18 protein-coding genes are annotated in these 22352 nt (G+C 52.6%); 13 read left to right on the forward strand and 5 right to left on the reverse strand.

Features of this window, described 5'->3' with window-relative positions:
- Positions 1-53: 53 nt before the first annotated feature.
- Positions 54-3083, reverse strand: a complete 3030-nt coding sequence (gene tnpA / locus HMPREF3143_RS07795; RefSeq protein ID WP_004152392.1) for a Tn3-like element Tn4401 family transposase — start codon at positions 3081-3083, stop codon at positions 54-56.
- A gap of 109 nt (positions 3084-3192) precedes the next feature.
- On the opposite strand from tnpA, the gene tnpR reads away from it, so the two are divergent.
- The 6 genes from tnpR to HMPREF3143_RS07830 all read left to right on the forward strand — a co-directional run bounded on the left by tnpR (position 3193) and on the right by HMPREF3143_RS07830 (position 14176).
- Positions 3193-4908 (forward strand): Tn3-like element Tn4401 family resolvase TnpR, encoded by a 1716-nt coding sequence (gene tnpR / locus HMPREF3143_RS07800; protein WP_004152391.1) that lies wholly within the window; start codon positions 3193-3195, stop codon positions 4906-4908.
- 216 nt (positions 4909-5124) lie between these two features.
- Positions 5125-6165, forward strand: a complete 1041-nt coding sequence (locus HMPREF3143_RS07805; protein WP_000101568.1) for a DNA-binding protein — start codon at positions 5125-5127, stop codon at positions 6163-6165.
- Positions 6166-6451: 286 nt separating this feature from the next.
- Entirely contained in the window at positions 6452-7963 is a 1512-nt protein-coding gene (locus tag HMPREF3143_RS07815; protein WP_000811656.1) for a UvrD-helicase domain-containing protein, read from the forward strand.
- Positions 7964-8097: 134 nt separating this feature from the next.
- Complete coding sequence (gene traF / locus HMPREF3143_RS07820; protein WP_000749520.1) at positions 8098-9114, forward strand: conjugal transfer protein TraF; 1017 nt, start codon at positions 8098-8100, stop codon at positions 9112-9114.
- 1 nt (position 9115) lies between these two features.
- Positions 9116-10549 carry a conjugal transfer protein TraH gene (locus HMPREF3143_RS07825; RefSeq protein WP_000256129.1) on the forward strand — a complete coding sequence of 478 codons (1434 nt, stop codon included), beginning with the start codon at positions 9116-9118 and terminating at the stop codon, positions 10547-10549.
- A 12-nt stretch (positions 10550-10561) separates the two neighbouring features.
- Positions 10562-14176, forward strand: a complete 3615-nt coding sequence (locus HMPREF3143_RS07830; protein ID WP_000534551.1) for a conjugal transfer protein TraG N-terminal domain-containing protein — start codon at positions 10562-10564, stop codon at positions 14174-14176.
- Positions 14177-14213: 37 nt separating this feature from the next.
- On the opposite strand, the gene HMPREF3143_RS07835 is transcribed toward HMPREF3143_RS07830, so the two are convergent.
- On the reverse strand, positions 14214-14576 hold the full coding sequence (locus HMPREF3143_RS07835) for a hypothetical protein (protein ID WP_000683483.1): 363 nt from the start codon (positions 14574-14576) through the stop codon (positions 14214-14216).
- A gap of 715 nt (positions 14577-15291) precedes the next feature.
- On the opposite strand from HMPREF3143_RS07835, the gene HMPREF3143_RS07840 reads away from it, so the two are divergent.
- From HMPREF3143_RS07840 to HMPREF3143_RS07855, 4 genes are read left to right on the forward strand one after another with little or no spacing between them, the layout of a single operon-like run.
- Complete coding sequence (locus tag HMPREF3143_RS07840) at positions 15292-15564, forward strand: helix-turn-helix domain-containing protein (RefSeq protein ID WP_000356489.1); 273 nt, start codon at positions 15292-15294, stop codon at positions 15562-15564.
- Complete coding sequence (locus tag HMPREF3143_RS07845) at positions 15564-16097, forward strand: transglycosylase SLT domain-containing protein (RefSeq protein ID WP_000790610.1); 534 nt, start codon at positions 15564-15566, stop codon at positions 16095-16097. Before HMPREF3143_RS07840 ends, HMPREF3143_RS07845 begins: the two co-directional genes overlap by 1 nt.
- Positions 16098-16107: 10 nt before the next feature.
- Complete coding sequence (locus HMPREF3143_RS07850; protein ID WP_070532522.1) at positions 16108-16716, forward strand: transcriptional regulator; 609 nt, start codon at positions 16108-16110, stop codon at positions 16714-16716.
- Positions 16713-17264, forward strand: a complete 552-nt coding sequence (locus HMPREF3143_RS07855) for a FlhC family transcriptional regulator (RefSeq protein WP_001020646.1) — start codon at positions 16713-16715, stop codon at positions 17262-17264. The genes HMPREF3143_RS07850 and HMPREF3143_RS07855 overlap by 4 nt, the downstream gene beginning before the upstream one ends.
- A gap of 59 nt (positions 17265-17323) precedes the next feature.
- On the opposite strand, the gene HMPREF3143_RS07860 is transcribed toward HMPREF3143_RS07855, so the two are convergent.
- From HMPREF3143_RS07860 to HMPREF3143_RS07865, 3 genes are read right to left on the reverse strand one after another with little or no spacing between them, the layout of a single operon-like run.
- Positions 17324-17743: an H-NS family histone-like protein gene (locus HMPREF3143_RS07860; protein WP_000651490.1), complete on the reverse strand. Its 420-nt coding sequence runs from the start codon at positions 17741-17743 to the stop codon at positions 17324-17326.
- 1 nt (position 17744) lies between these two features.
- The gene (locus tag HMPREF3143_RS24675; RefSeq protein ID WP_000919078.1) at positions 17745-18038 is read right to left on the reverse strand and encodes a hypothetical protein; all 294 of its coding nucleotides are present in this window, start codon (positions 18036-18038) and stop codon (positions 17745-17747) included.
- A 16-nt stretch (positions 18039-18054) separates the two neighbouring features.
- Positions 18055-19038: a ParM/StbA family protein gene (locus HMPREF3143_RS07865; protein ID WP_000077458.1), complete on the reverse strand. Its 984-nt coding sequence runs from the start codon at positions 19036-19038 to the stop codon at positions 18055-18057.
- Positions 19039-19536: 498 nt separating this feature from the next.
- On the opposite strand from HMPREF3143_RS07865, the gene mobI reads away from it, so the two are divergent.
- From mobI to HMPREF3143_RS07880, 3 genes are read left to right on the forward strand one after another with little or no spacing between them, the layout of a single operon-like run.
- Positions 19537-20076 carry a conjugative transfer protein MobI(A/C) gene (gene mobI, locus HMPREF3143_RS07870; RefSeq protein WP_001447712.1) on the forward strand — a complete coding sequence of 180 codons (540 nt, stop codon included), beginning with the start codon at positions 19537-19539 and terminating at the stop codon, positions 20074-20076.
- Between the two features lie 4 nt (positions 20077-20080).
- Positions 20081-20368 (forward strand): hypothetical protein, encoded by a 288-nt coding sequence (locus tag HMPREF3143_RS07875; RefSeq protein WP_000127321.1) that lies wholly within the window; start codon positions 20081-20083, stop codon positions 20366-20368.
- 20 nt (positions 20369-20388) lie between these two features.
- A complete protein-coding gene (locus tag HMPREF3143_RS07880) occupies positions 20389-21453 on the forward strand; it encodes a RepB family plasmid replication initiator protein (RefSeq protein ID WP_000044787.1) in 1065 nt (354 codons plus the stop codon).
- The last annotated feature ends 899 nt before the right edge of the window (positions 21454-22352 follow it).

Genomic DNA, 22352 nt, shown 5'->3' on the forward strand with positions numbered 1-22352 from the left:
CTGGGGTGGGTCAGTTTTACACTGCTGCTAACACGGAACCGCTGAAAATTCCGTCACTCCAGTTCCAGGCCTGCGACGATCGCATCGAGATCGATCGTCTTGCCGCTGCTTTGAAAGGTGTAGTGCCCGTTGAGCAGGATGTGCCGCCATGCCGCAGGCGAAATTTTTGTGATGAGTGCCAGCGCCTTGCTGTTGCCGGCCGCCTCGTACTTGGTCACCAGCCGCGACAAGATTGCCGAGTTGTAGAAAATGATCGTGTTGGCGATCAGCCGTGCGCACTGGTTGCTGATCTCGATTTCAATGTCGGTGCGACCGGTCAGTTCCTTCTTACCGCCGACCTGGGCAATGGCCGAGCGTAGCTGATGGTAGGACTCGAGGCGATTTTGCGAGCGGTGCACGTTGCGTTCCAGTTGCGGATCGCGCAGGTAGCGAAGCGTGTAGATGCTGCGGATGAGCTTGTCGAACTCGAAGATCGCGCGCCGCGTCGGGTTCGTCGTGGTGTAGGTGCACAGCTTGCGGATCAGCGTGCCCTGCGTCATTTCCTTCAGCCCGAGTGTGGCGACGATCCGGTCGATGTTCGGCTTCTCGCGATGGATGAGATCGCAGTCGATTTTCCCGACTGGCCGAATCAGGCACGCCTGATACTGTGCTGGATCGTCAGCGCAGTAGAGTTCTTTCAATTGCGCGTTGAGGTCGGTGAAGCGCGGCTCGAACCGCCGGCCAAACCAATGCAGGATGGCGAAGTTGGCCTTGTTGACGCTGTGCATGTCGCCGGTGATCGCGGTCGGCATGATGTCCGACGTGTTGCGATACCAGATGTCGAACACGTGGTGGGCCTCGTAGTCGTGCGCGCCGATCAGGTAGCCGTTGAGCGGGATGTGGTTGCACAGCAGCGTGTAGGCGACCACGCCCTTGCCGCGCCCGAAGTACTTGCGCGAATAGCGCGCCTTCACGGTCGGCCGTTCGACGCTGAATTTCTGCCCGTCGACGGCACCGTACAGCGTTTCGAGGTCGAACGAGTAGTATGGGAAGATCGGTAGCGTGGCGATGGCGTTGCTGATGCAGTCGTTGGCCGCGTGCAGCGTTGCCTGGCGCAGGTACTGCTGGTAGCCGCTATCCAGCACGTGGTACGGGATGTCGCTGGTGCGCGCCATGACGTGGTTGCCGTGGTTCATCGCTTGCGCGATGATGACCGCCATCAGGCTGTCAGCGTCGGCGACCTTCTTCGCGTAGCGCGGCTGCATGGGCGTGAACGCCGACAGAAACTTGCACTCGTCGTTGACGAAGCGAAACACGTCGGCCACGTCGCAGAACGGAAGCTTCTCGTAGAATGCCTTTTCGCGCGCTTTCTCATTCTCGCTCTTGGGCTTGCGCCAGGTCAGTTTCTGCGTGTCCTTGTTGTATTCGAGGTGCGTCAGCTTGCCCTGTTTCAGCTCGCGGTTGAACGCCAGCCACTGCGTGCGCAGTTCGGCAGTCAGCGCATCGAGTTGGGCATGGACGGGTTGCTGCAGGAAGGGGATCTCCATTTTTGCGAGCACATCGATCTTCCTGTCCATCTCAACCAGTTCATCTGAGAAGTGCCGGTGTTGCAGGCTGTCGTCGAGGTAGAGTTCACCCGATTGGAGACGCTTCCTGATCTGGCGGTACAGCCAGAACTCGTAGCGGTCAGCGTGCAGGCCGGTTGGTTTACCGTCGGCGTCGAAGGTCAGCAGGTACGGCCGCAAGCGTTTCGGAAGTGTCGCCGCGGGCCACTCGTCGAGTGGCCGTTGCGACAGCCGCTGCTGCTTGGCAAAAACACCTTTGGCCCAGGCCAGCGCGGCAAGCCATGGACTGTCTGGATTGGAGCCGGAGAGGTCGAGCGCAACGTACAGTGGACGAAGATGGCGGCGCATGCGGTCGGCCAGCCCGTCCACCGCCTGCCACTGCAAGGCCAGCTTGCTCGCCGGCTTCACGCTCATACGCTGCGCCGTGGTTTGCAGCGTATCGCGAGGCATGATCTTGTAGGCGCGCTGCCGCACCTCGCCGAAGGGCGTGGGATCGGCCACGCTATCATCAACGTAGAGTGACAGCAGGCGGCCTACCCGCGGCGTTTCCTGCTGACGGCGCACCTGCTCGTCGGCAAAGGATTGTTTGGCACCAGCGCTGCTTTCGTCCTCCAACTGCTTCATGTGGTACGCCATCGCATCGACCAGGTTGTCGGAGAGCTGCCGGTAGCGTACCCAGGCATAGCACAGCAGGTAGAGTTGGGTCTGATCGGCCTTCAGATTGCGCAGGTCGTGGACGGTGTAGAAGTTTGCCAGGCTCGCGTAGTACAGCAGGTTCTGCTGCGAGACGTCGAGTTTAGGCAGCAGTGTCTTGGCGATTGCGTGCAGCGGCTCCAGCGTGGCGCGCTTTTCGCGCTCGCGGACCATCTGGCGCCAGCCGAAATTCTTGGCGTCCTGCTTGAGCGCCGCCAGTTGCGACAGGGTGTCATCACGGACCAGAAGCTGGCTCAGCGCGGCCTTGGCAGATTCGTCCAACGCTTGCTCCAGCAGATTGCCCAGGCGCCGGCGCTCGGCGGATAGCGTTTCGCTGACCAACTCTTGCAAGGTCGTATAGCCGGGCCGGATAATCTTGTGCTCATTGAGCCAGACGATCAGCTCGGCGGCGACGAACCCCGGCGTTACGTCACGCCGCACGGTCCGTGCGGCCTGCTGCTCGAGCTGCGGCAGGAAGGCGGCCGACCACGGCCAGTAGCCGAATAGTTTGGCGATCTGCTCGCGCTGGGTGTAGCGTTCATGCTTGGTGATCGCCTTGGGTTCGAACACCTCGCCGTGGAAATAGCGGCTCAGCACGAAAGCGCAATCGTCCTCGACTTCGTCCCAGTCGAAACTGAAGAAGGCATGCTTGGCCTTGAAGTAGCCGATCTGCAAGAGGCAATAGACCTTGGCATGAAGACTGGGCCGGCTGTTGGCAAGCGCCAACTCGGTTTCTGTCACAGCCAGATATTCCAGCTGCTGCGCATCATCGAACTCCGGCAGGCCATACAAGGCCTCCTGTTCGGCGTCGGATAGGACGCTGAGTAGCTTGTTCTTCTTGCTCATGGCCCGTTCTTGCTATCTTGAGGTTTCGTAGAAACATGGGGCATTTTCGATTCTACTGAAATAATCGTTATTATCGCGTTACTCGCTTTTCGAATCGCAACCTGTCCATATGAAAACGGGCCAGACTACGGCTTCGAGTTCTACCCCAGTCGGCTTTCCCGATGCGGATTCGCTGGCTGCCTTGCGCGGCTGGTACGCGGGACTCAGCTCTCGCGCGGCCGTTGAACACTACCTGGCGGCACGCAAGGCCGCCGGTCAATCAGCGCGAGGGATGCTGGGGCATATCCGCCGCCAGCTCATCGTTTTCGCCAACAGCCGCCACCGGCCGGATCTGGCCGACGTGTTCCAGCACGCCCCCGAAGAGCGACAGGGGCGCGCGGGTGCCGTCGAACGCGCGATCCGGCTCTTGCCCACGCTGCCGGCGCCGAAGCCCCAGATCAGCGACAGCATCGACCAGTGGCTGTCTCCGAGGACCGTCAGGGCACTGCAGGCGTACGGTATCCACACCCTCTCGGCGCTGACCGTGCGCATTCCCCGCCGGCGTGGCTGGTGGAAAGCCATCGAGGGACTCGGCATGACAGGCGCCCGGCAGGTCGAGGCTTTCTTTGCCGCACATCCGCAGCTCACCGAGCGCGCCCGGGCCCTGATCCCGATTATTCAGCCCAGCGGCATCGTGCCGTGGGAGCAGTTGCGTCTGCCGAACGAAGTCGACGGCTCGCAGGGCAATTTCCGGGCCCCGCGCAACGCTTGCACGCTGAATGCGACCAACGACTACGAGGCCGTGCAGGCCTGGCTGGCGCTGCACGAGACTGTCGCCACACAGCGCGCCTATCGCAAGGAGGCTGCGCGGCTAATCCTGTGGGCCATCGTCGAACGCGGACGGGCGCTATCATCCCTGACCACGGACGATGCAATCGCGTACCGGGCCTTTGTCCGGCACCCGACCCCGCGCGAGCGTTGGGTGGGGCCACCTCGACCACGCGATTCGGTGGAATGGCGCCCCTTCTCGGGCGGCTTGTCCGCACGCTCGGCAGCGTATGCGCTGACGGTGCTCTCGGCGCTGTTCCGGTGGCTCATCGAGCAGCGCTATGTGCTGGCCAACCCTTTCGCCGGCGTCAAGGTACGCGGTCACGCCTTGCGGCCCGCACTGGATACGGCGCGAGGCTTTACCGAGGGAGAATGGCTACTGCTGCGCGCCATTGCAGACGGCCTGGAATGGTCCTACGGCTGGTCCGAGCCGGCAGCACAACGCCTGCGCTTCATGCTCGACTTCGGCTATGCCACGGGCCTGCGCGCTAGCGAACTGGTCGGCGCCGTCCTGGGTAATGTCCGCCTCGACGAGCACGGTGACCACTGGCTGCATTTGGTTGGCAAAGGTGGCAAACCAGGTAAGGTGGCCTTGCCGCCGCTCGCGTATACGGCGCTGGACCAATACTTGGCACAGCGTCAACTGCCAGTCAGCCGGGAACGGTGGAATCCGAAAACGCCCCTGGTGGGCAGTCTTGGGGAAGACGGTAATGCCGGCATCACCGGCCCTCACCTTTGGTGCGTGTTGCGAAGATTCTTTACGCAAGCCGCTGAGGCCATTGAGGCCGATCATCCGGTCGCCGCCGAAAAGCTGCGCCGTGCCACGCCTCATTGGATGCGTCACAGTCATGCCAGCCATGCGTTGGCCCGGGGAGCTCAGCTCACCGCGGTGCGCGACAACCTACGCCATGCGTCGATCGCCACGACGTCGATGTATTTGCATGGCGATGAGCTCGAGCGCGCCAGGCAGATGCGGCAGGCTTTTGGCGCTCGTCACGTCAAGCGAGGAGTCGACTGAATTTTCATCATACGGAATGACGGAATTTTCTGGGATTCCCGCTTAGAACCCCTTCCCTGGATGAATCAGCGTGACCGCGTAACAAGGCTTTTCCGCAGCCGGAAGGGCTTTGTCCCACACAAACAATTCCAATCGACAGCAGCATGATATATAATTATGATAATTACCGTATTATCGTAATTATCGTAAACATTACAAATTAAAAGGAACGTTCTCATGGCAAGAAAATTGGTTGAGTTTGACGATGTAGCGGCTGCGGCCCAAAAGCTCAAGGACGCCGGTAAACGCCCAACGGTCATCGCTATCAGAGACATCATTGGCAAGGGGAGCTTTACCACCATTTCAACGTATCTCAAACAGTGGTCAGAGGAACACTCCCTCGATGAAGAGCTGGTAGAGGTAGTCCTTCCAGAATCGGTTATGAGCGATGCTGAGCTCTTCCTACAGAAGATCTATACGGTAGCCAAAGCAAGCGCCGATGAACAGCTTGAGCGCGAGCGTGAACTGCTACGACAGAAAGAAATTGAGTACCAGGAAGATATGCAGCAAGCCGTGGACATGGCAAATGATGCCACCGAACGGGCTGAGCTACTGGAGGAACAACTTGAAGCTCTCACCAACAAAAAATCAGAGCTCGATGCGGCCCTTGGTAAGGCAGAAAACTCGCTATCCCTCAAGTCTGCGGAGCTAGAACGCTCACTGGCTGACATTGATAAGCTGGAAAAGCGGATCGTTGAGTTGGAGGGCAAGCTGGAGGCGAAAGCCGCAGATCTGACCCGAGCACAGGATCACCTGGAGCAAGCTAAAAGCGAAAATCGCTCTTTGAGCCAAAAATTGGCAACTACAGAGGGTGAGTTGGAGGAGCAAAAAGGCAAGAGTATAGAGCAGACAGAAAAGCTCCGGGCCGCTCAGGAACAAAAAACATCGTTGAAAGAGCAGCTCGAAAATGTACAGGCCAAACTGGCCCAATCACAGGACTCCCTTGCCACAGCCAAAGCTCATGGCGAATCCGCTGAACGAGAGTGCCAGCGCCTATCTGGAGAGGTAGAAAAGCTGGACGCCAAATTATCCAGCGCCGAAGCAGAAGCTCGCGCTCTTGTTCAAGACAAAGGCATGATGGCTGGTCAGTTGCAGGAAAAAGACCAGCAGGCCAAGAGCCTCGAACAAAGACTCAATGATGCACTGACCAAAATTTCTGGGTTGGAGCAAGAGCTCGCTAAAGCTGGTAAGGGAGGGAAAAAGAAAGAGGAAAACTGATGGCGCGAAAGGCTAAATATTCAGAAGAGTGGCGACACAGAGCTGCGGCTCTTCAAACCAAGATTGAGGAGGCTATGACACTAGCCACCTCATCTATTGGCGACTATCGCTGGTTACACCGTCTCCATAGTTGGGTTACGGAGGTGGCTCAAGGTAAAGCCCCAGACTGGTGGACAGATCTGGATTGTGAAGTATCCCTCCCCCGAGAAGAAAAGCGGATCAGTACGTTCCTCTCGACACAAAAGAAGCGCATCACTCTCCAGATGTGTTTGTCGTAGGGGGCCTCATGAAACAACTTCCTCCTGACACACCAGAACAATCACTGATCACTCAGTACAAAGGGCCTCGCCTTGTCGTTAAGGCCTACGCTGGAACGGGTAAAACCACGACACTGGTGAAGTACGCCCACAACAACCTCGATTCACGTATCCTCTACTTGGCATACAACAGGGCTATCCGCGACGAGGCAAGAGAAAAGTTTCCTGCAAACGTAGACTGCAAAACGTCCCACCAGCTTGCCTACGCCACTATAGGAAGGGGCTACCAGCACAAACTCTCCGGCAACCTAAGGCTCACCGATATTGCCCAAGCGGTGAATACCAAGAACTGGACGTTTGCCAAAGATATTCTCGATACGCTCAACGCCTTTATGTGTAGTGCAGACATGCGGATTCTTTATACGCATTTTGCTCGCGCCGATACGGGTAAAGTGCTTACGTCCAAACAGGAGAGATACCAAATCCAGGTGGTCGAAGGTGCTGAGCTCATATGGAAACGGATGACAAACGTTCAAGATCCGTTCCCGACCGTACACGATTGCTACCTCAAACAGTATCAGCTCGGGATGCCGAATCTGTCTCGCCGGTACACCACCATTCTTTTTGATGAAGCACAAGACGCTAACCCCGTAACAAGTAGCATCGTCCTACAGCAGAACTGCAAGGTAATCCTGGTTGGAGATCGCCACCAGCAGATCTATAGGTTCAGAGGCGCAAACAACGCCCTTGATAGCAAAGAGCTCATGAACGCCGACCAACTCTATCTCACTCATAGCTTCCGCTTTGGCCCCAACGTTTCGCTGGTGGCAAACGCCCTTCTTGAACTCAAAGGTGAAACACGACCTGTTGTTGGCCGGGGACCAGCAGATCAGGTACTCATGTTTTTACCAGGTGACGTGGGCCACCGCGCAATACTTCACCGAACCGTCATGGGGGTTATAGAGACGGCGCTCTCTGCGACCGAATCCGGAGCGCAGGTATTCTGGGTCGGTGGAATCGACGCTTACCAGATCAATGAGCTCCAGGATTTGTACTGGTTTTCGATGGCAGAGCCAGACCGGGTAAAGAATAAGAAACTGCTTGATGAGTATGAAGACTACTTCGAGTATCAAGAAGTAGCGAAGGCGACCAAAGACCCTGAGATGATGAGGGCTGTCAAGATCATCAACAGCTACGATGAAATCCCTGAACGACTCACCACTCTACGACGCAATACAGTCAAAGAAGAGTTTGGGGCTGACATTACGGTCTCAACAGCTCATCGGTGCAAAGGGTTGGAGTGGGACTTTGTTCAGCTCTATGACGACTTTCCGGATGTCCTGGACCCAGAGCTCGACCCAATGGCCCGTGACGATGAAATAAACCTGCTCTACGTTGCATCCACCAGAGCGATGCGAATCCTTGCGTTGAACAGCGCTGTCGAGATGGTTATCCGCTACATCACCCAAAAACGCATGGTCGAGAAGCAGATGAAGATGGCCGCAGAAGCGACAGAAGTTGAAGAGGACACGACCAAATAGTTTGGTCAATTCTTTCACATGTGAAAGTTGACAAATAAAACGCTCTAAGCGCCCTAAATGGGCGCTTACACCTGCCTAATTTCACGCCTCCCACCTCTACCATATCGAGCATGGGAAAATACGTGCGTGAGACTATGAAAAAATCACCTTTGAATTTACTGCTCCTTGCAGCGCTCACGCTGGGGGCATCACACCAGGCTTGGGCTCAAGATGGCACAAGACCTGGTTTTTATGAGCGAAAGGAAGAGGGTTGGTTCTGGTACAAGGAAGAGCCCAAAGAACCAGAGAAAAAACCCGAAAAGCCCAAACCAAAGCCTGTGGCAGAAGCGAAGCCTACACAGCCTAAGCCTGCTGCTCCGCTTCCGAGCGGCCCAGAAATGTTCTCAGCGGAATGGTTCCGGGAAAACTTACCCAAGTACAAAGACCTTGCTTGGAACAATCCTACCGTTGAAAACGTCAGGACGTTTCTCTACTTGCAACGATTTGCGATAGATCGCTCTGAACAATTTTCCGATGCTACAGAGCTGGCGGTCGTAGGTGATCCTTTCTTGGATGAAATTACTCGACGTCCTGCTGCCACGTTTGCCTCACAACAAGTTGATCGTGACGCTGGTAACGCCAAAAACATGCTACTCAAAAGCGTAGCCGAACGCGTAGGGATATTCTTCTTCTACAAGTCCGACGATGACTACAGTGACTTGCAAGCACCGCTCATCAAGATGTTGGAACAAGGAGAAGGATTCTCGATCATTCCTGTATCTATGGACGGCAAACCACTCCCCAGTGGGCTTTTCCCCCATTACAAAACCGATGAAGGCCATGCCAAACAACTTGGTATCGTAACTTTCCCTGCTGTTTACCTCGCATCTCCAGACGGTCAGTTCGCTCCTATAGGACAAGGGCCAATGTCTCTTCCTGAGCTGAATCACAGGATTTTGGTCGCAGCAAAACGCAATGGTTGGGTCACAGACGAAGAGTTTAACCGTACACGTCCGGTACTCAACCTGGAAAACAACATAGCCGAACGCTTGGCCTCACCAGAGCTGGGCTCTGACCTCAAACAGCTATCTCAAGCGAGCGGTGATAAAGACAACTTTGTGCCACCGGAACAACTCATGAAGTACATCCGGGACAAATTACAGGAGAACTAAGATGGTCACGCACAAGACATTAAAAAGGAGCCTGCTTGCCCTGAGTGTGGCGGCCAGTCTCGTCATGGCACCGACAGGGGCGATAGCCGCTAACGGCCTCCAATCACAGATGGACAAACTCTTCAATGAAATGAGCAACACAACACCACCTGGGGTTTATGAAAGCCAACGACGTGGCGTTTTAGCTGGTGGCCGGTTCACTGCAAAGACACGAATCTTCGACGAGAACCTGGTGAGCTTTGCCCCTCCATCATGGAAAGCTGGTTGCGGTGGTGTAGATCTGTTCGGCGGTTCGCTTTCCTTCATTAACGCGGATCAAATTGTCCAACTCCTTCGGGCTGTAGCAGCCAACGCCAAGGGCTATGCCTTCCAGCTTGCGCTCGATAACGTTTTCCCGGACGGAGCGAAGTGGATAGAGAACTTCCAGAAGAAAGTGCAAGCGCTCAACCAACATCTGGGCAACTCCTGCCAGCTCGCTCAAGGTTTCGTGAACGACCTAACCAGCGGCATGGACCTTAAACACAAAACTGATGCTTCTATAACCGCGACAACTTCCGGCCTGTATGAAGACTTCTTCGGGTCCAAGCAGGAAACCAGCGGCAAGAGTCCTCTGGAAGAACTGAAAGCCAACAAACCTGACGAATACAACAAGATGATTGGCAACATCGTCTGGAAGCAACTCAAGAGCAACAACGCCAACACCTGGTTCCAGTACGGGGATAACACCCTTCTTGAAGCGATCATGTCTTTAACCGGCACAGTCATCATTGGTGATCTGGTAAACGACCCGAACTCAACCGGCACTGGTGCGAAAACAACCCCTCTGACGACCCTACCAGGTAACAAGATCACCTTGTCAGACCTGATTTCAGGCGGTTCTGTTGAGATCTATTCCTGTGATTCTGATACGACCAACTGCCTGAGTGCTGGCTCCAGCAATAAAACTGTCGTGCTCAAAGGTATCAAGAACCAGATCACCGATATGCTGTTAGGAACAAGCTCTACACCTGGTGTGATCTACAAATACGCAACGAACTCTGGAACCTTAACCGACCCAGAAAAGGCCTTTGTTTCTAACCTCCCCGGAGGGATTGGCACCATTGTTCGTAACTTGTCTGTCCTTTCACAGGACGGCGCTAACCTGTTCGCAACAGAGTCATCAGGAGCGATAGCCCTGACCATGATGTATAGCTTCTCGGAAGAGTTCTTCCGCGCAGCTCGCATTGCGATGGCTAACAGCAAATCACCCTACAAGAAAGAGGCACTAGAGCTTCTCGCGCAATCGCAACAGCAAATCCGTGCTGAATACACAATCCTGTCCTCTCAATACGGCGATCTGGCAAGCCAAATTGAGAAATACAACAACCTACTGGACAACATCCGCAAGCAAAAATACATGCTGGCAACTTTGTCCAATCCTCCTAGCACGAACTAAGGAGCTATTGGAATGGGATCTTTTTCAATCCACTCTATCGGTGACTCTGCTTTTCTGGAGCAAATCCTGATTGCAGTATCAATGATCACCGGCACCGGGGATTTCGAGAAGATGGTCAGTATTGGCCTGCTTCTTGGGGTCTTGATGATCTGTATTCAGTCCGTCTTTCAGGGCGCAAAGCAAATCAACCTCCAGCAAGTGCTGGTAGGTTGGATTCTATATGCCTGTTTCTTCGGCCCAACCACAACTGTGACTATCGAGGACGCTTATACAGGGCAGGTTCGAGTCGTCGCCAATGTCCCTATTGGGGTAGGCTTTGCTGGAGGTGTCATATCCAACGTGGGATACACCATCACCAATTTGTTTGAAACTGGATATGGGGTAATCGTACCCAATGTCACGGAAAGCCACTTTTCCGAAACACTGAAACTGTTGAATGACGTCAGACGGCGAGCCTATGACACAGGAGTTTTTACTGCGCTTAACTCAGCAAATGGAGGCGGCTATGTTGACGTGAGGCGTTCCTGGAACAATTACATTCGGGAATGCACGTTAACCAAAGTCGATCTCAACCTAATGTCCCTTGATGAGTTGATGAACCGTTCAACTGACTCAGCTTTGCGATTCAACTCACAGCTCTACGGAACTAGGTTGTATTTGTCTACAGCAAACCCTGACGGCGCTGACTACACATGTACTGACGGATGGGTGGCTATTAGCACTGCAACCGCCAACCTAAGCAGCCCGGTTGTTGTTGATGCTCTTAACAGCCTACTGGGTATTGACACGTCAACTGGAGACAACGCTCTAACGAAGCTGACCGATTCGCTTCAAGCGATGGGTGCCACAACTACGTCATCAATCGACTATCTGAAAGCCGCCGTTCTGGAGCCCCTCTATTATGAAGCCGCAGCAGGACGTTATCAGGACCTCCAGGATTATGGCTCTGCATTGATGGTCAACCAGGCTATTCAGCAACGGAACACACAGTGGGCCGCAGAGCAGTCGATGTTCATGACCGTCGTCCGACCAATGCTGACGTTCTTTGAAGGCTTTATTTATGCTATAACCCCGATCATTGCTTTTATTATCGTGATGGGCAGCTTCGGCCTCCAGTTAGCCGGGAAATATGTACAAACCATCCTCTGGATTCAGCTATGGATGCCAGTCCTCTCAATTATAAACCTGTTTGTTCATACCGCCGCGTCAAATGAGATGTCTAGCCTCAGTGCTGGTGGTCTCAACTCCATGTACGCTCTTTCCTCAACTGGAGATGTTCTGCAACACTGGATTGCAACCGGCGGCATGTTGGCTGCGGCCACTCCGGTGATTTCCCTGTTTATCGTCACAGGTAGCACCTACGCCTTCACCAGCTTGGCATCGAGAATAAGTGGTTCTGACCACGTTGACGAAAAGATGCAAACGCCAGATCTACTCAAGCAAGGTCCGGTTATGCAAAGTCAGCCAGCGTACAATCACAACCAGTTCAGTGGTGCGATTGCAAACGGCGCAGAAAGCATGATCAGTACCTTCTCGCTTGGCTCCACCTTGGCATCAGGCGTGAGCTCCGCACAGGCATTACAAAGTCAGAAATCGGAGGCTTTCCAAAGCACTCTTGGTCGAGGTTTTTCTGATGGAGTAAGTCAGGATCAAGCCTATTCAAGACTCTCCAATGTCGGGCGCAACGTTTCGTCGCAAAACACAGCTCAAAGCCAATTGATCAACCAGCAAGCCAAGAACTTCATGGATAAGTTCCAGGTGGATGATAGCCACTCTGATGCTGTCAAAGGTGCTTTTGCCATGCAGGCTATGGGCACACTCGATGTTGACGAAGCTGCGTCCATGCTTATGCCTATGGTTGGCAAGGCCAGGGCAGCAATGAAGGCCGCTGCTGGTGTGAAATCAAACAGTACAGCCCTAGTTCCTGCTGGTGGTAATGGCGAATCAGGCGGCGGCAGTGATGTCCTGGACATCAAAGCGCAAGCGAAGGGAGCAACAGAGTCATCAACTCAAGACTCTTCAAGCTGGTCAGCGAGTGATGTGTCCCAGTTCATGAAGGGTGTGAGCTATTCGCAAACCGATAGCCAGGCGTTGACAAATCAATTAGCGCAGGGTTTCAGCCGTTCTGGAAGCGAGTCATTCAAGCAAACCTGGGGCGATAGCTTATCCCAGAACCTATCCAAGTCCGCTTCTGAACTGGTGTCTGCATCGGACACCTTCACAACAATGAGTCAGCTCCAAAACCAAATGGGCTCCATGACTAATACCGACTTTAAAACTCTCGGTGGTGCAGTAGCACAAACCCCTGCGGCCATGAACCAACTGAATGACTATTTCCGAAATGCCGCGCCGCAATCGGTTAAAGACGAGGCGGCTTCACTACAGCAAAGATACCAAGCCTACGGAATGTCTCCTCAAGTGGCCCAGGCAGCAGCGCGAATGACAGCAATGACCAACTCCAAAAATTACGAACAGGGTAAGGAGCTTGGCGGGTATCAAGCCGCACTACAGGCGATCAATACCGCGTCCGGTCGCAACGGAGCATTTAGTGGTGATGCTTACGGAAATAACGGCATTGAAGGCCCGAATGTTCAAGGCCTACCAGGTCAGGTTCAAGGGGCTGTAGGCAGTGGACCTAACATCCCAACCGGATTCCGGGAGAATGTGGCTGGGATGGCTGGAACTAATCCGGCATCAGAAGCTGGGCAGTTACCAACGAATAGCCCCCTTGTTCAAAATGAACATGCAGCCGGTACGTCAGCTCTTCATAACCAAGCACAGCAAACAGAGCGAAATGTATCTGCTCCTGAACTGAAAAAAGCCCAAGATAACCTTATGAACTCGCTTCCGGAAATGTCTTGGAGCGCTTCGGCGTGGGGAGCGTGGGACAACTCCAGTGATTGGATGGGCCGCAGAGCTGAACAAGCAGGTGGAGCTCTCATTGCTGGTGGTCAAGCTGGCGCTGATGCGTTCTCAAGAGCGATGGATCAAATGAGAACGATGACACCTGAACAACGCGACCAATTCATCGCGGCCACTCAACGCGGCGACCAGGCCGTGCAAGAGGAGTTTGGCTGGGCCGGTGATGCGATGGTCGGTATGGCTAAACTTGGCCGCAACGTCATGGGAGCTGCTGCAAGCGGCTATGATGCAGCGAAGGAGTGGTTAACTGGTAAATCTGATCTATCGGAAGCCGCTAAAGGGATGAGCATTGAGGAACGCGGCGCGTTCTATGCAGCAGCGCTATCCTCTGCCGCAGAAGCTGGTGGTGGAGCCGCGCAGCAGTTTATGAACCAGTACGGTGATGAGTTCAAAGAAACGATGCAGTCTATCGCTCAAAGCCGTTATGGGCTGACTGAATCCCAAGCCGCTGTTTATGCCGAATCGTTTGACACAAACGAAGGTCGCATGAACCAGGCTGTTCAGAATCTGAAAATGGAGTATGCAGAACGTAACCCGGATGGCTCACCGATGATGCAAGGAGGTCAGCCTGTTCTTTCTCAGCAAAACGAAGAGTTTACGGACAAGCTGGTAAACGTATTGCAGAACTCGACGGAAGCTGGAGACCGTTCAGGTAGCTATTTGACTGCCGTCAGGGGGTACAACATAGCAAATCAAAGGTTCTAAAAGACCAACCAAATAATAAGGGGGCCAGCAGGCCCCCTTATTCGTCTCCAGCTCCAATATGGAAGCGCTGGTCAAAATCATAGGAATCTTGAAACCCACCAGTTTGTTTTTTTCTGCGCCGGGTAGGTGGTGCCTCTTTATATGCTGACCGCGCAACGCGGATAAAGCACGTTAGTCCAAACAGAGCCCCGACAACCAAAGCAACTTGCCACTGGAAGTAAGCGATCCCTCCCCAAAAGATAACAGCAGCCCAAAGGCTTTTGTGAACCAGAAATAGGAAACGAGCACCCCAAACGCCGAAGGGAGCCAGCGCCACACCAAGTCCCCAAGGTGTGTCAGCCATCATGGCTATTCCCAGAAGCACCATTCCCAGCAGAAGAATATTGACCACATGTTTCATATCAACCCCCTTACTCTTTACCTCCAGTTTACCACGGCATCAAAAAATGCAACTGTGAAAGTTTGACTATTTTTTGCTAAACAACCATTCCATTGGCAACTTCTTCGATTAGAATTTGCCCTCAAACTTTCACATGTGAAAGTTTGCCCTTACGGAACAAGGCGTTTATTGACAAAGCATTACATAGTTGAACATGTCAAACAAATCGCATACACTATGGAATAGGCCATTGCTAACGCTTTGGTCCCCATCTGCAACACCGCAGAGTTCTCTTTCTCAAATATCTCTTTCTGTAAACACCATCATCCTTGTGTGGTCGGGATGCGCCTTTGCCTTCCCTGCCCTCCTCAGCTCCTGCTGTATTCGCAATTTCAGCCCTCGCTGTATCCCTAAAATCACTTATACCTAAACGCTATTTAATATCACAAAATACCGCACTCCCCGTGCGCTATTTCCGCCATTCTTTTGGCGCACTTTCCATTACTATCGCAAAAATATCCGTATCCCATTGATTACTAAAAGTATTGTAACTTTGTTCCGTCGGTACAAAGTTAAGTGTATGTTTTTAAAGGTTTTTTATTGTTTACAGCATCATTATTTGGGCTTATAAAGGCGCAAAATGTGTCAGTTTGTGACAATAGAAGAACTCTAAAAGCGTTCATCGAATAACGCACTTTTTGTATGGCTAACAACGCAGTTTAAAGGGTGGCAAACAATGGATAAATGCCAATTGATAGACATCCCAAGCGACCCAGAGAAGAAACGTGAGTGGATCAAGTACAAACTCAAGATCCAGGGGCTTTCTCTGGCCGCATTGGGCAGAAAACACAAAACATCTCGGCAGGTGGTGTCTACGGCACTCTATAAGCCCAGTCCACGCTGGGAACATGAGATAGCTACAGCTTTGGGTGTGAAGCCGTCTGAGATTTGGCCGGAGCGGTACGACGAAGAACACGAAATACCCCTCAGACATAAGGAGGCAAGCTGATGAAGAACAAAGCCAAGGCGCTAGTTCTGTCTGCGGCTCTCCTTTCATCAACAGCGAATGCTATTGACCTGAGCGGAACCATCTTCGACAAAGCAGCGAAAGCATATAACCTCGACCCTCTTCTAGTGTATTCGGTCGCATTGGCCGAATCTGCATCAGGGAGAGGTAATGGCTCTATAAGTCCTTGGCCTTGGACGCTTCGCGTTCCTGGGCTTCCTTTCTATGCTAAGTCGGAAGATCAGGCAAAGGCTAAGCTCGCTGAGTTTCAGCAGCAGTACGGTCGTGCCATTGATGTCGGGTTTATGCAAGTGAGCATCCGGTGGAATGGTCATAGAGTTTCTTCTCCAGCAGATCTTCTCGACCCAGAGACCAACGTCATGGTTGGGGCAGAGGTGCTATCAGAAGCCATTCAGTCATCTCCAAATGACTTGGAGCTTGGCGTTGGCCGCTATCACGCCTGGGAAGACGAAATCCGAGCCAGAAACTATGGTAGCCGAGTCTTGGCTATCTATCGCAACCTTCGTGATTTGTGAGGGGGGCGGAATGTTGGAACTGGATATTATTGGTGCGTGGGATGCAAGAGCCGTCAACCTCGATCAAGAAGAAGCTGATAGAAACGTCTACGAGTTCGATCTGACATTGTGGAACCTGCTATCCACTCTGGCAAAAGAACGTCCAGATGATGCGGCCTCACAATTTTCTTTGGGCATGGACACCGTTCAAAAGCTGTCACTGGCAACACCTTCCCAATTGGAAGCTCTGGCCTCTGGCGTGTTGATCTCTTTCAAACTCGAAACAGCAGAGCAGAACATCATCACGCGACTCTCTGGCGACTACGACCCTGTAGTTTTTATCAACCATAGTGTTGATGAATTTGATGCTGCCTACTGGTTGCTATTTAACCGCGTCGCATCGAGAGACCCGGAGATGGCAAAGGAAGTTTTCGGGGTTTCGAGAGAGCTTGCGGAGCTGGTGGCTAAGGCAACAGACAGCCAGTTGCGCCACATGTCTGGAACAACGGTTACGCATTTTACGCTTCGTTTTGCTCCGAGCATCATTGAAGAAATTCTCGATGACAGCCGGGAAGAGTTAACACACCCGGTATTGAAAAAACTGCCACAGTCTCTACAGGGACGTGGGAGGTGGAGATGAACATTGGCAACTCTGGTACATTGGGTCGCTGGGTTACAGCTCGACACATGGCCCTTGCTGGGTACATCACAAAAATCATCATGATCGAGACTGGTCTGACCTACAAACAGGTCAGACGGCTTTACCAGGATCTGGAGAGGGACGGATATACTCTGGAACGAAAATCCAGAACTTTCCGGGGTGGTGCGACACTGATTCATAGTCACACATCCAAGATACAGGCCTCTCTTCTAATGCAGCTCTACTTCAACATTGGTGGAGAAGCCGTGTTGCGGTCTGTGAACATCAAAGCCTTGAACAAGGCATTTAGAATGTATCACGCAATCCGCAAAGAAGTGCCCGGAATGAAAGGTGCTCGGTGGGCTCCGTTTGATATTACTGATGCCTGGTGTCTTGCTTCGGAGCTGAGAAGTGGGGACGCAATGCTGGAGGTGTGCGACAACTGCAAGTGTACGTACTTCACCTCTGTTAATCAAAGAACCTGCGTTGAATGTCCGTTCTGCAAAGAACAAGGAAGGCATGGTGGTGGGGAGAAAGAGTGTGCTTGAGTAGACTATGACATTTCGGACCAGAAGATGAGCGCCCAAACTTTGCGGCGCTCATTTTTTTACTTCTTCTGTGGGATACGGTAGCGCTCCAGCTCGACAGCTCCCAACCCCTTGAAAGCATCCGGGCGACGTCCTTGCCCACTCCACGAAACTCCGTCTTTTGAATATTTAGCATTATCAGGTTCTGATCTGCTCGTGAACATTTCGTTGAGCAAGCCGATGTCCACACCGCAGGATTCCATGTCGCTCATTATTCGCTCAGCCTGAGCTCGCTTTTCTTTTTCTTCTTCTTCTCGCTTTTTGTACTCTTCCTCCAGTTCATTGAGAACGCCCTTCATTCTGTCAATGATCTCCCGAACTTCATCTAACGGGAGTCCTCGCAACAGGGTGCGAATGCGGCTTTTACGCTTTAACTCTGCGATTATTAACTCTCTACGTTCAGCCGCTGATAGCGTAGAGAACTCCTCGTGGTCTTTCATGTCATACGGAGCCCATCAGTTTTCCTTTAAGTGAATCACGTTGAGAGTTCAGTTTTGCGTCAGTCTGCACTGGCGAATTTTGATGCTGTGCAGGTTGACTCTCTGAACTCTGTTGCTCAAAAGACCCAATGTTGCCAGAAAATCGAAGAGAATAAAGACCCAATAGAGCAAGGGCGCGGAGCCGATCACTACGCGCCTTATGCTGCATCTGGGACAGTTCACGATAGAGCTCCGGAAAGGCTTGCTCCGATATGTTCAGATTAGATATTTTTCCATCCCATTTGCTACCAGCCACAACGACCTCCTATCTATCAGCCGCAGAACCAGAAGCCCCTGGCATTGGATGCCACGGATTCGTTGGGCAGTACGATCCTGCTCTTAGGGAAAAGCTCCTTGGCCGCATCTTGGTAAGCCTCGGCACCGCCGCCAGCCAGCAGAACTACGTCAGCATCCATCCCGTCCTCACGCATTGACTTCCGCATAGGGATCAAGGCGTTTTGAGCGACTTTGGTTGAGGCTTTCTTGAAGTAGTCTTTGATCGATACCTTTTCACCGTAGAGGAAGATTTCGGCCTTACCGGCACGAATAGCTTTCTCGATCTTTTCGATGCCAGGGGCACCGCCGTGGTCTTCCTGAATTAGCCGGTCCGTTTCCTGTAGCAACACCGACATCGCCTTGAGGCTGGTGCCAGATGAGTGATAGCGGACCTCTCCCTCTTCAAGAGCTACCCAGTCTACAGAAAAGAACCCAGGGTCAATTACAACGGTTTTTCCTCCCTGGATAATCTCCAGGAGGTCTTCATCTTTGGTTGAACTTACAACATCCATGTAAGCACCGGCAGGTTGAGGTACAACCACGACAGACTTAACCGCTACCGATCGTTTTGGCGTGATCTGGTGTTCACCCTCAAGCCGAGATTTCAACGCCTCTCTGCGCTCTACGTCCATGTACTGACTAACAGGCAGGCCAGTCACCAGCACATCGATCTCCTTCTGCTCGGACATCAGGAGTGCAGCGTAGAAAAGAGCCTTGTATGGATTGGTCGAAGGATAGTCGCCGTGAAGCTCACGCTCCCATCCTTGCAATCGGTCAGGCTCGACGCCTGCAACCCATTTCTCTCCATCAATCACAACCTGAATGCAGGTCCCTGCACCGCCAGTTAACTGTTGTGGCATCAGTTCCAATGGACCTGCCCCCACCGGCATGACGACTGTGCGAGCTTCCTCACCTTTATACCCCATTGCCATTTTCAGGTTGGAGTAACCAATATCCAAACCCAGAACAAATTGACTCATGAAATCCTCCAAAGATTGCTTTTAGATTGCTTTTCGATTGCTTGCCGCGTGTTGGATAGAGAATAAGGCTAAAAGCGGGGACAGATGGCCTGTGTAATTGCCCAAAAGGGGCATATAGGTTGCTTTTCGGTGGCTTTTTGATCGTTGAGTAAGGGAACCTATGGGAACGCTGCACGGATAGGCTCAGATAAACAGACCTTACCCTCGCATCGAGAACCGCTTGCCCTCCAGCATCGAGAGACGGTGGTAAAGAGGCATTTGGAATCTTTGATGCCATATCCAATATATCTGGAATCTTTAAATATAGATTCATATGTAAAGAGGCTGTGAAAGAATAAGAGCATCAAGATTCCAGATAGATAGAGGGAAATTTGACAAATTCCAAAGATGGGTTAGCCTAGTGACAGAACTAGATTCCAGTATTGGAATAATCAGCTTTAAATTCCAGATAGATAGTTATGTGGATAGGAATTGGATAGGAATTGGGAGGGTATTGAGGTGAGTCTACCAACAGAGCGATGGCTAGATCTGCTAGATCCGAAGCTCGAAGAAGAACGATCCGAGATAACAGAGGATCTGCTAGAGGCAGAGGGACGAGAGTTTGTTGCAGAGGTACGGAGCAAACTGGATCACGCCTTAGCGGTTCTTGCTGTCGAGGCGCAGCAGGAAGCGGACATGTACTGGAACGCGCACAAATCAGCGCGTGAAGAAGCGTCAGAGGACGAACAAGGGCGTGTCGGTACACGGGTTCGCATTCTAGGCGTATCACTCGTTGCAGAGTGGTATCGCAACAGATTTGTCGAACAAGTTCCCGGACAAAAGAAAAGGGTTCTATCGACACATATCAAGAAGGGTCGCGGTCATGCCTACAGCATGTCGCACTTCAAGAAAGAGCCTGTCTGGGCACAAGAGTTGATCCAGCAAGTTGAAACCAGGTATGCCGTGTTAAGACAACGCGCCACTGCCTTAGCAAAAATTCGCCGGGCGCTAAACGAGTACGAGCGCCAGCTAAACAAGACACATAGCGACGAGGTGTGACAACATGACAGCATCTGTAGCGGCCACTGAATTGGCGAAACTGGGGAAATGTGAAGCGATGATCAAGAAAGTCGCCAGCCATCCTCGCCCTGCCCTGTCAAAGCGCCCACAATCGCCACAGGGGACAGATAGCACCCTTCGGGGTGAGTTCGCTCATTTCCGATATGAAGCGGCAGCCCTGCGTTTTATGAGCGGCACTGCGGGGGCTAAGCGTCGCATCTACCAGCTAGTGTTTTCAGCGACGGTAGCAGCGGGAGCATTGACAATGCTGGCGGCATGGACCACCAGCTAGAAAGTATCGACGGAACAATCATGAGCAAGAGAACCAAAGACAAAGACCTGGAGAAACTCGACGTAATCAAAGACTCACCGCAAATGAGCCTGTTTGAGATCATTGAATCTCCGGCCAAGAAAGACGACTACTCCAACACCATCGAGATCTACGATGCGCTGCCGAAGTACATTTGGGACCAAAAGCGTGAGCATGAAGATTTATCCAACGCTGTAGTGACACGACAATGCACCATCAGAGGCCAGCATTTCACGGTGAAGGTGAAGCCAGCCATCATCGAGAAGGATGACGGAAGAACCGTGCTGATCTACGCGGGACAGCGAGAGGAAATCCTTGAGGATGCTCTACGCAAGCTCGCAGTGAACGGGAAAGGCCATATCATCGAGGGCAAGGCTGGAGTCATGTTCACTCTGTACGAACTCCAGAAAGAGCTCTCGAAGATGGGTCACGGGTACAACCTGAACGAAATCAAGGAAGCAATCCAGGTTTGTCGTGGCGCAACACTCGAATGTATCAGTGATGACGGTGAAGCCTTCATCAGCTCCAGCTTCTTCCCGATGGTGGGACTGACCACCAGAGGTGAGTTTCGCAAGAAAGGCGGGAACGCCAGGTGCTATGTGCAGTTCAACCCGCTGGTAAACGAATCGATCATGAATCTGTCGTTTCGTCAGTACAACTACAAAATCGGAATGCAAATCCGCTCCCCTCTTGCACGGTACATCTACAAGCGAATGAGCCACTACTGGACTCAAGCATCACCAGATTCGCCGTACACGCCATCGCTTATCAGCTTCCTGACCCAGAGCCCTCGTGAATTGAGCCCACGGATGCCGGAGAACGTCAGAGCCATGAAGCTCGCTCTGGAGGCCCTCATCAAACAAGAGGTCATAAGCGACTACGACGCGAACCAGATCAAGGATGGCCGCAGAGTCATCGACGTGCGGTACGTCATAAGGCCTCATGAGAACTTCGTGAAGCAGGTGATGGCGTCCAACAAGCGTAAGCAGCAGACAGAGCTACGGGCCATCAAGCACGGCATGATCGACCACGACATCATTGATGAACCCCAACGTAAGGGGAGATAGCCACCAGAATCTCCCACCCCCCAGGGAAAAGAAAGATAGGCGCGTCAGCGCCTTTTTTTATGCCAGAAGAAAGCGCACAAGGTACGCCCACCAGGCAGGACCGGAAACGGAATGCCTCCGCATATGGGGGAGCTGCACGGATAGAGCGAACGTGACCCCAGATGCAGCGTGGGCTGGGGCTCTATATATGGGATCGCTGCACGGTAGTCGCAAGCTGAGTCTCAGTATCGTGCAAGCGTAAGCCACGACGAAGGATAAGTGCCATGCTGCTCCAGTGGTTCCCGTAGAGTGGTTCCCGTAAGGTATTGATAGTTAAAGGGTGAGGATGTGGGGGACCTGCACGTTATGAGATTTGATATGTGGGTACGTTGCACGAAAGCAGGTCCTGAACCTCTCGATATATGGGAACTCTGCACGATTGACGAAGCAGAACAAAGATTGACAGATCAGGACAAACCTAAAAAAGCAGTCAAAATGACTCTAATAGTCCATAAAGTGATCACGCGCACACAAAAAGAGGCCAAAAGTTATCCACATTTCCTGTGCATAAACGGGGTTTTGGTATATGGGAACGCTGCACGATCATATGTGGGTACGCTGCACGGTGCAAAAAACGACCAAAATTGACATGTGGGTACGTTGCACGTTCAGAAAATTGTATATGGGGCGACTGCACGTATGACCTTAGACATGTGGGAATACTGCACGAACACCAGATCTGATATGTGGGAACGCTGCACGAAAGCTCTGTTTTGTAAGGATTTTGTGGAAAAAAGAGGGGTTCCGTGTGGATAACAGTGGATAAGATCCAAGGGTATGTGGGGACGTTGCACGGCAACCTATGGGAACGCTGCACGGCAACCTATGGGTTTGTTGCACGGAATAAATATGAAAACACC

The organism is Enterobacter sp. HMSC16D10 (assembly GCF_001807145.1).
Classification (GTDB): domain Bacteria; phylum Pseudomonadota; class Gammaproteobacteria; order Enterobacterales; family Enterobacteriaceae; genus Enterobacter; species Enterobacter roggenkampii.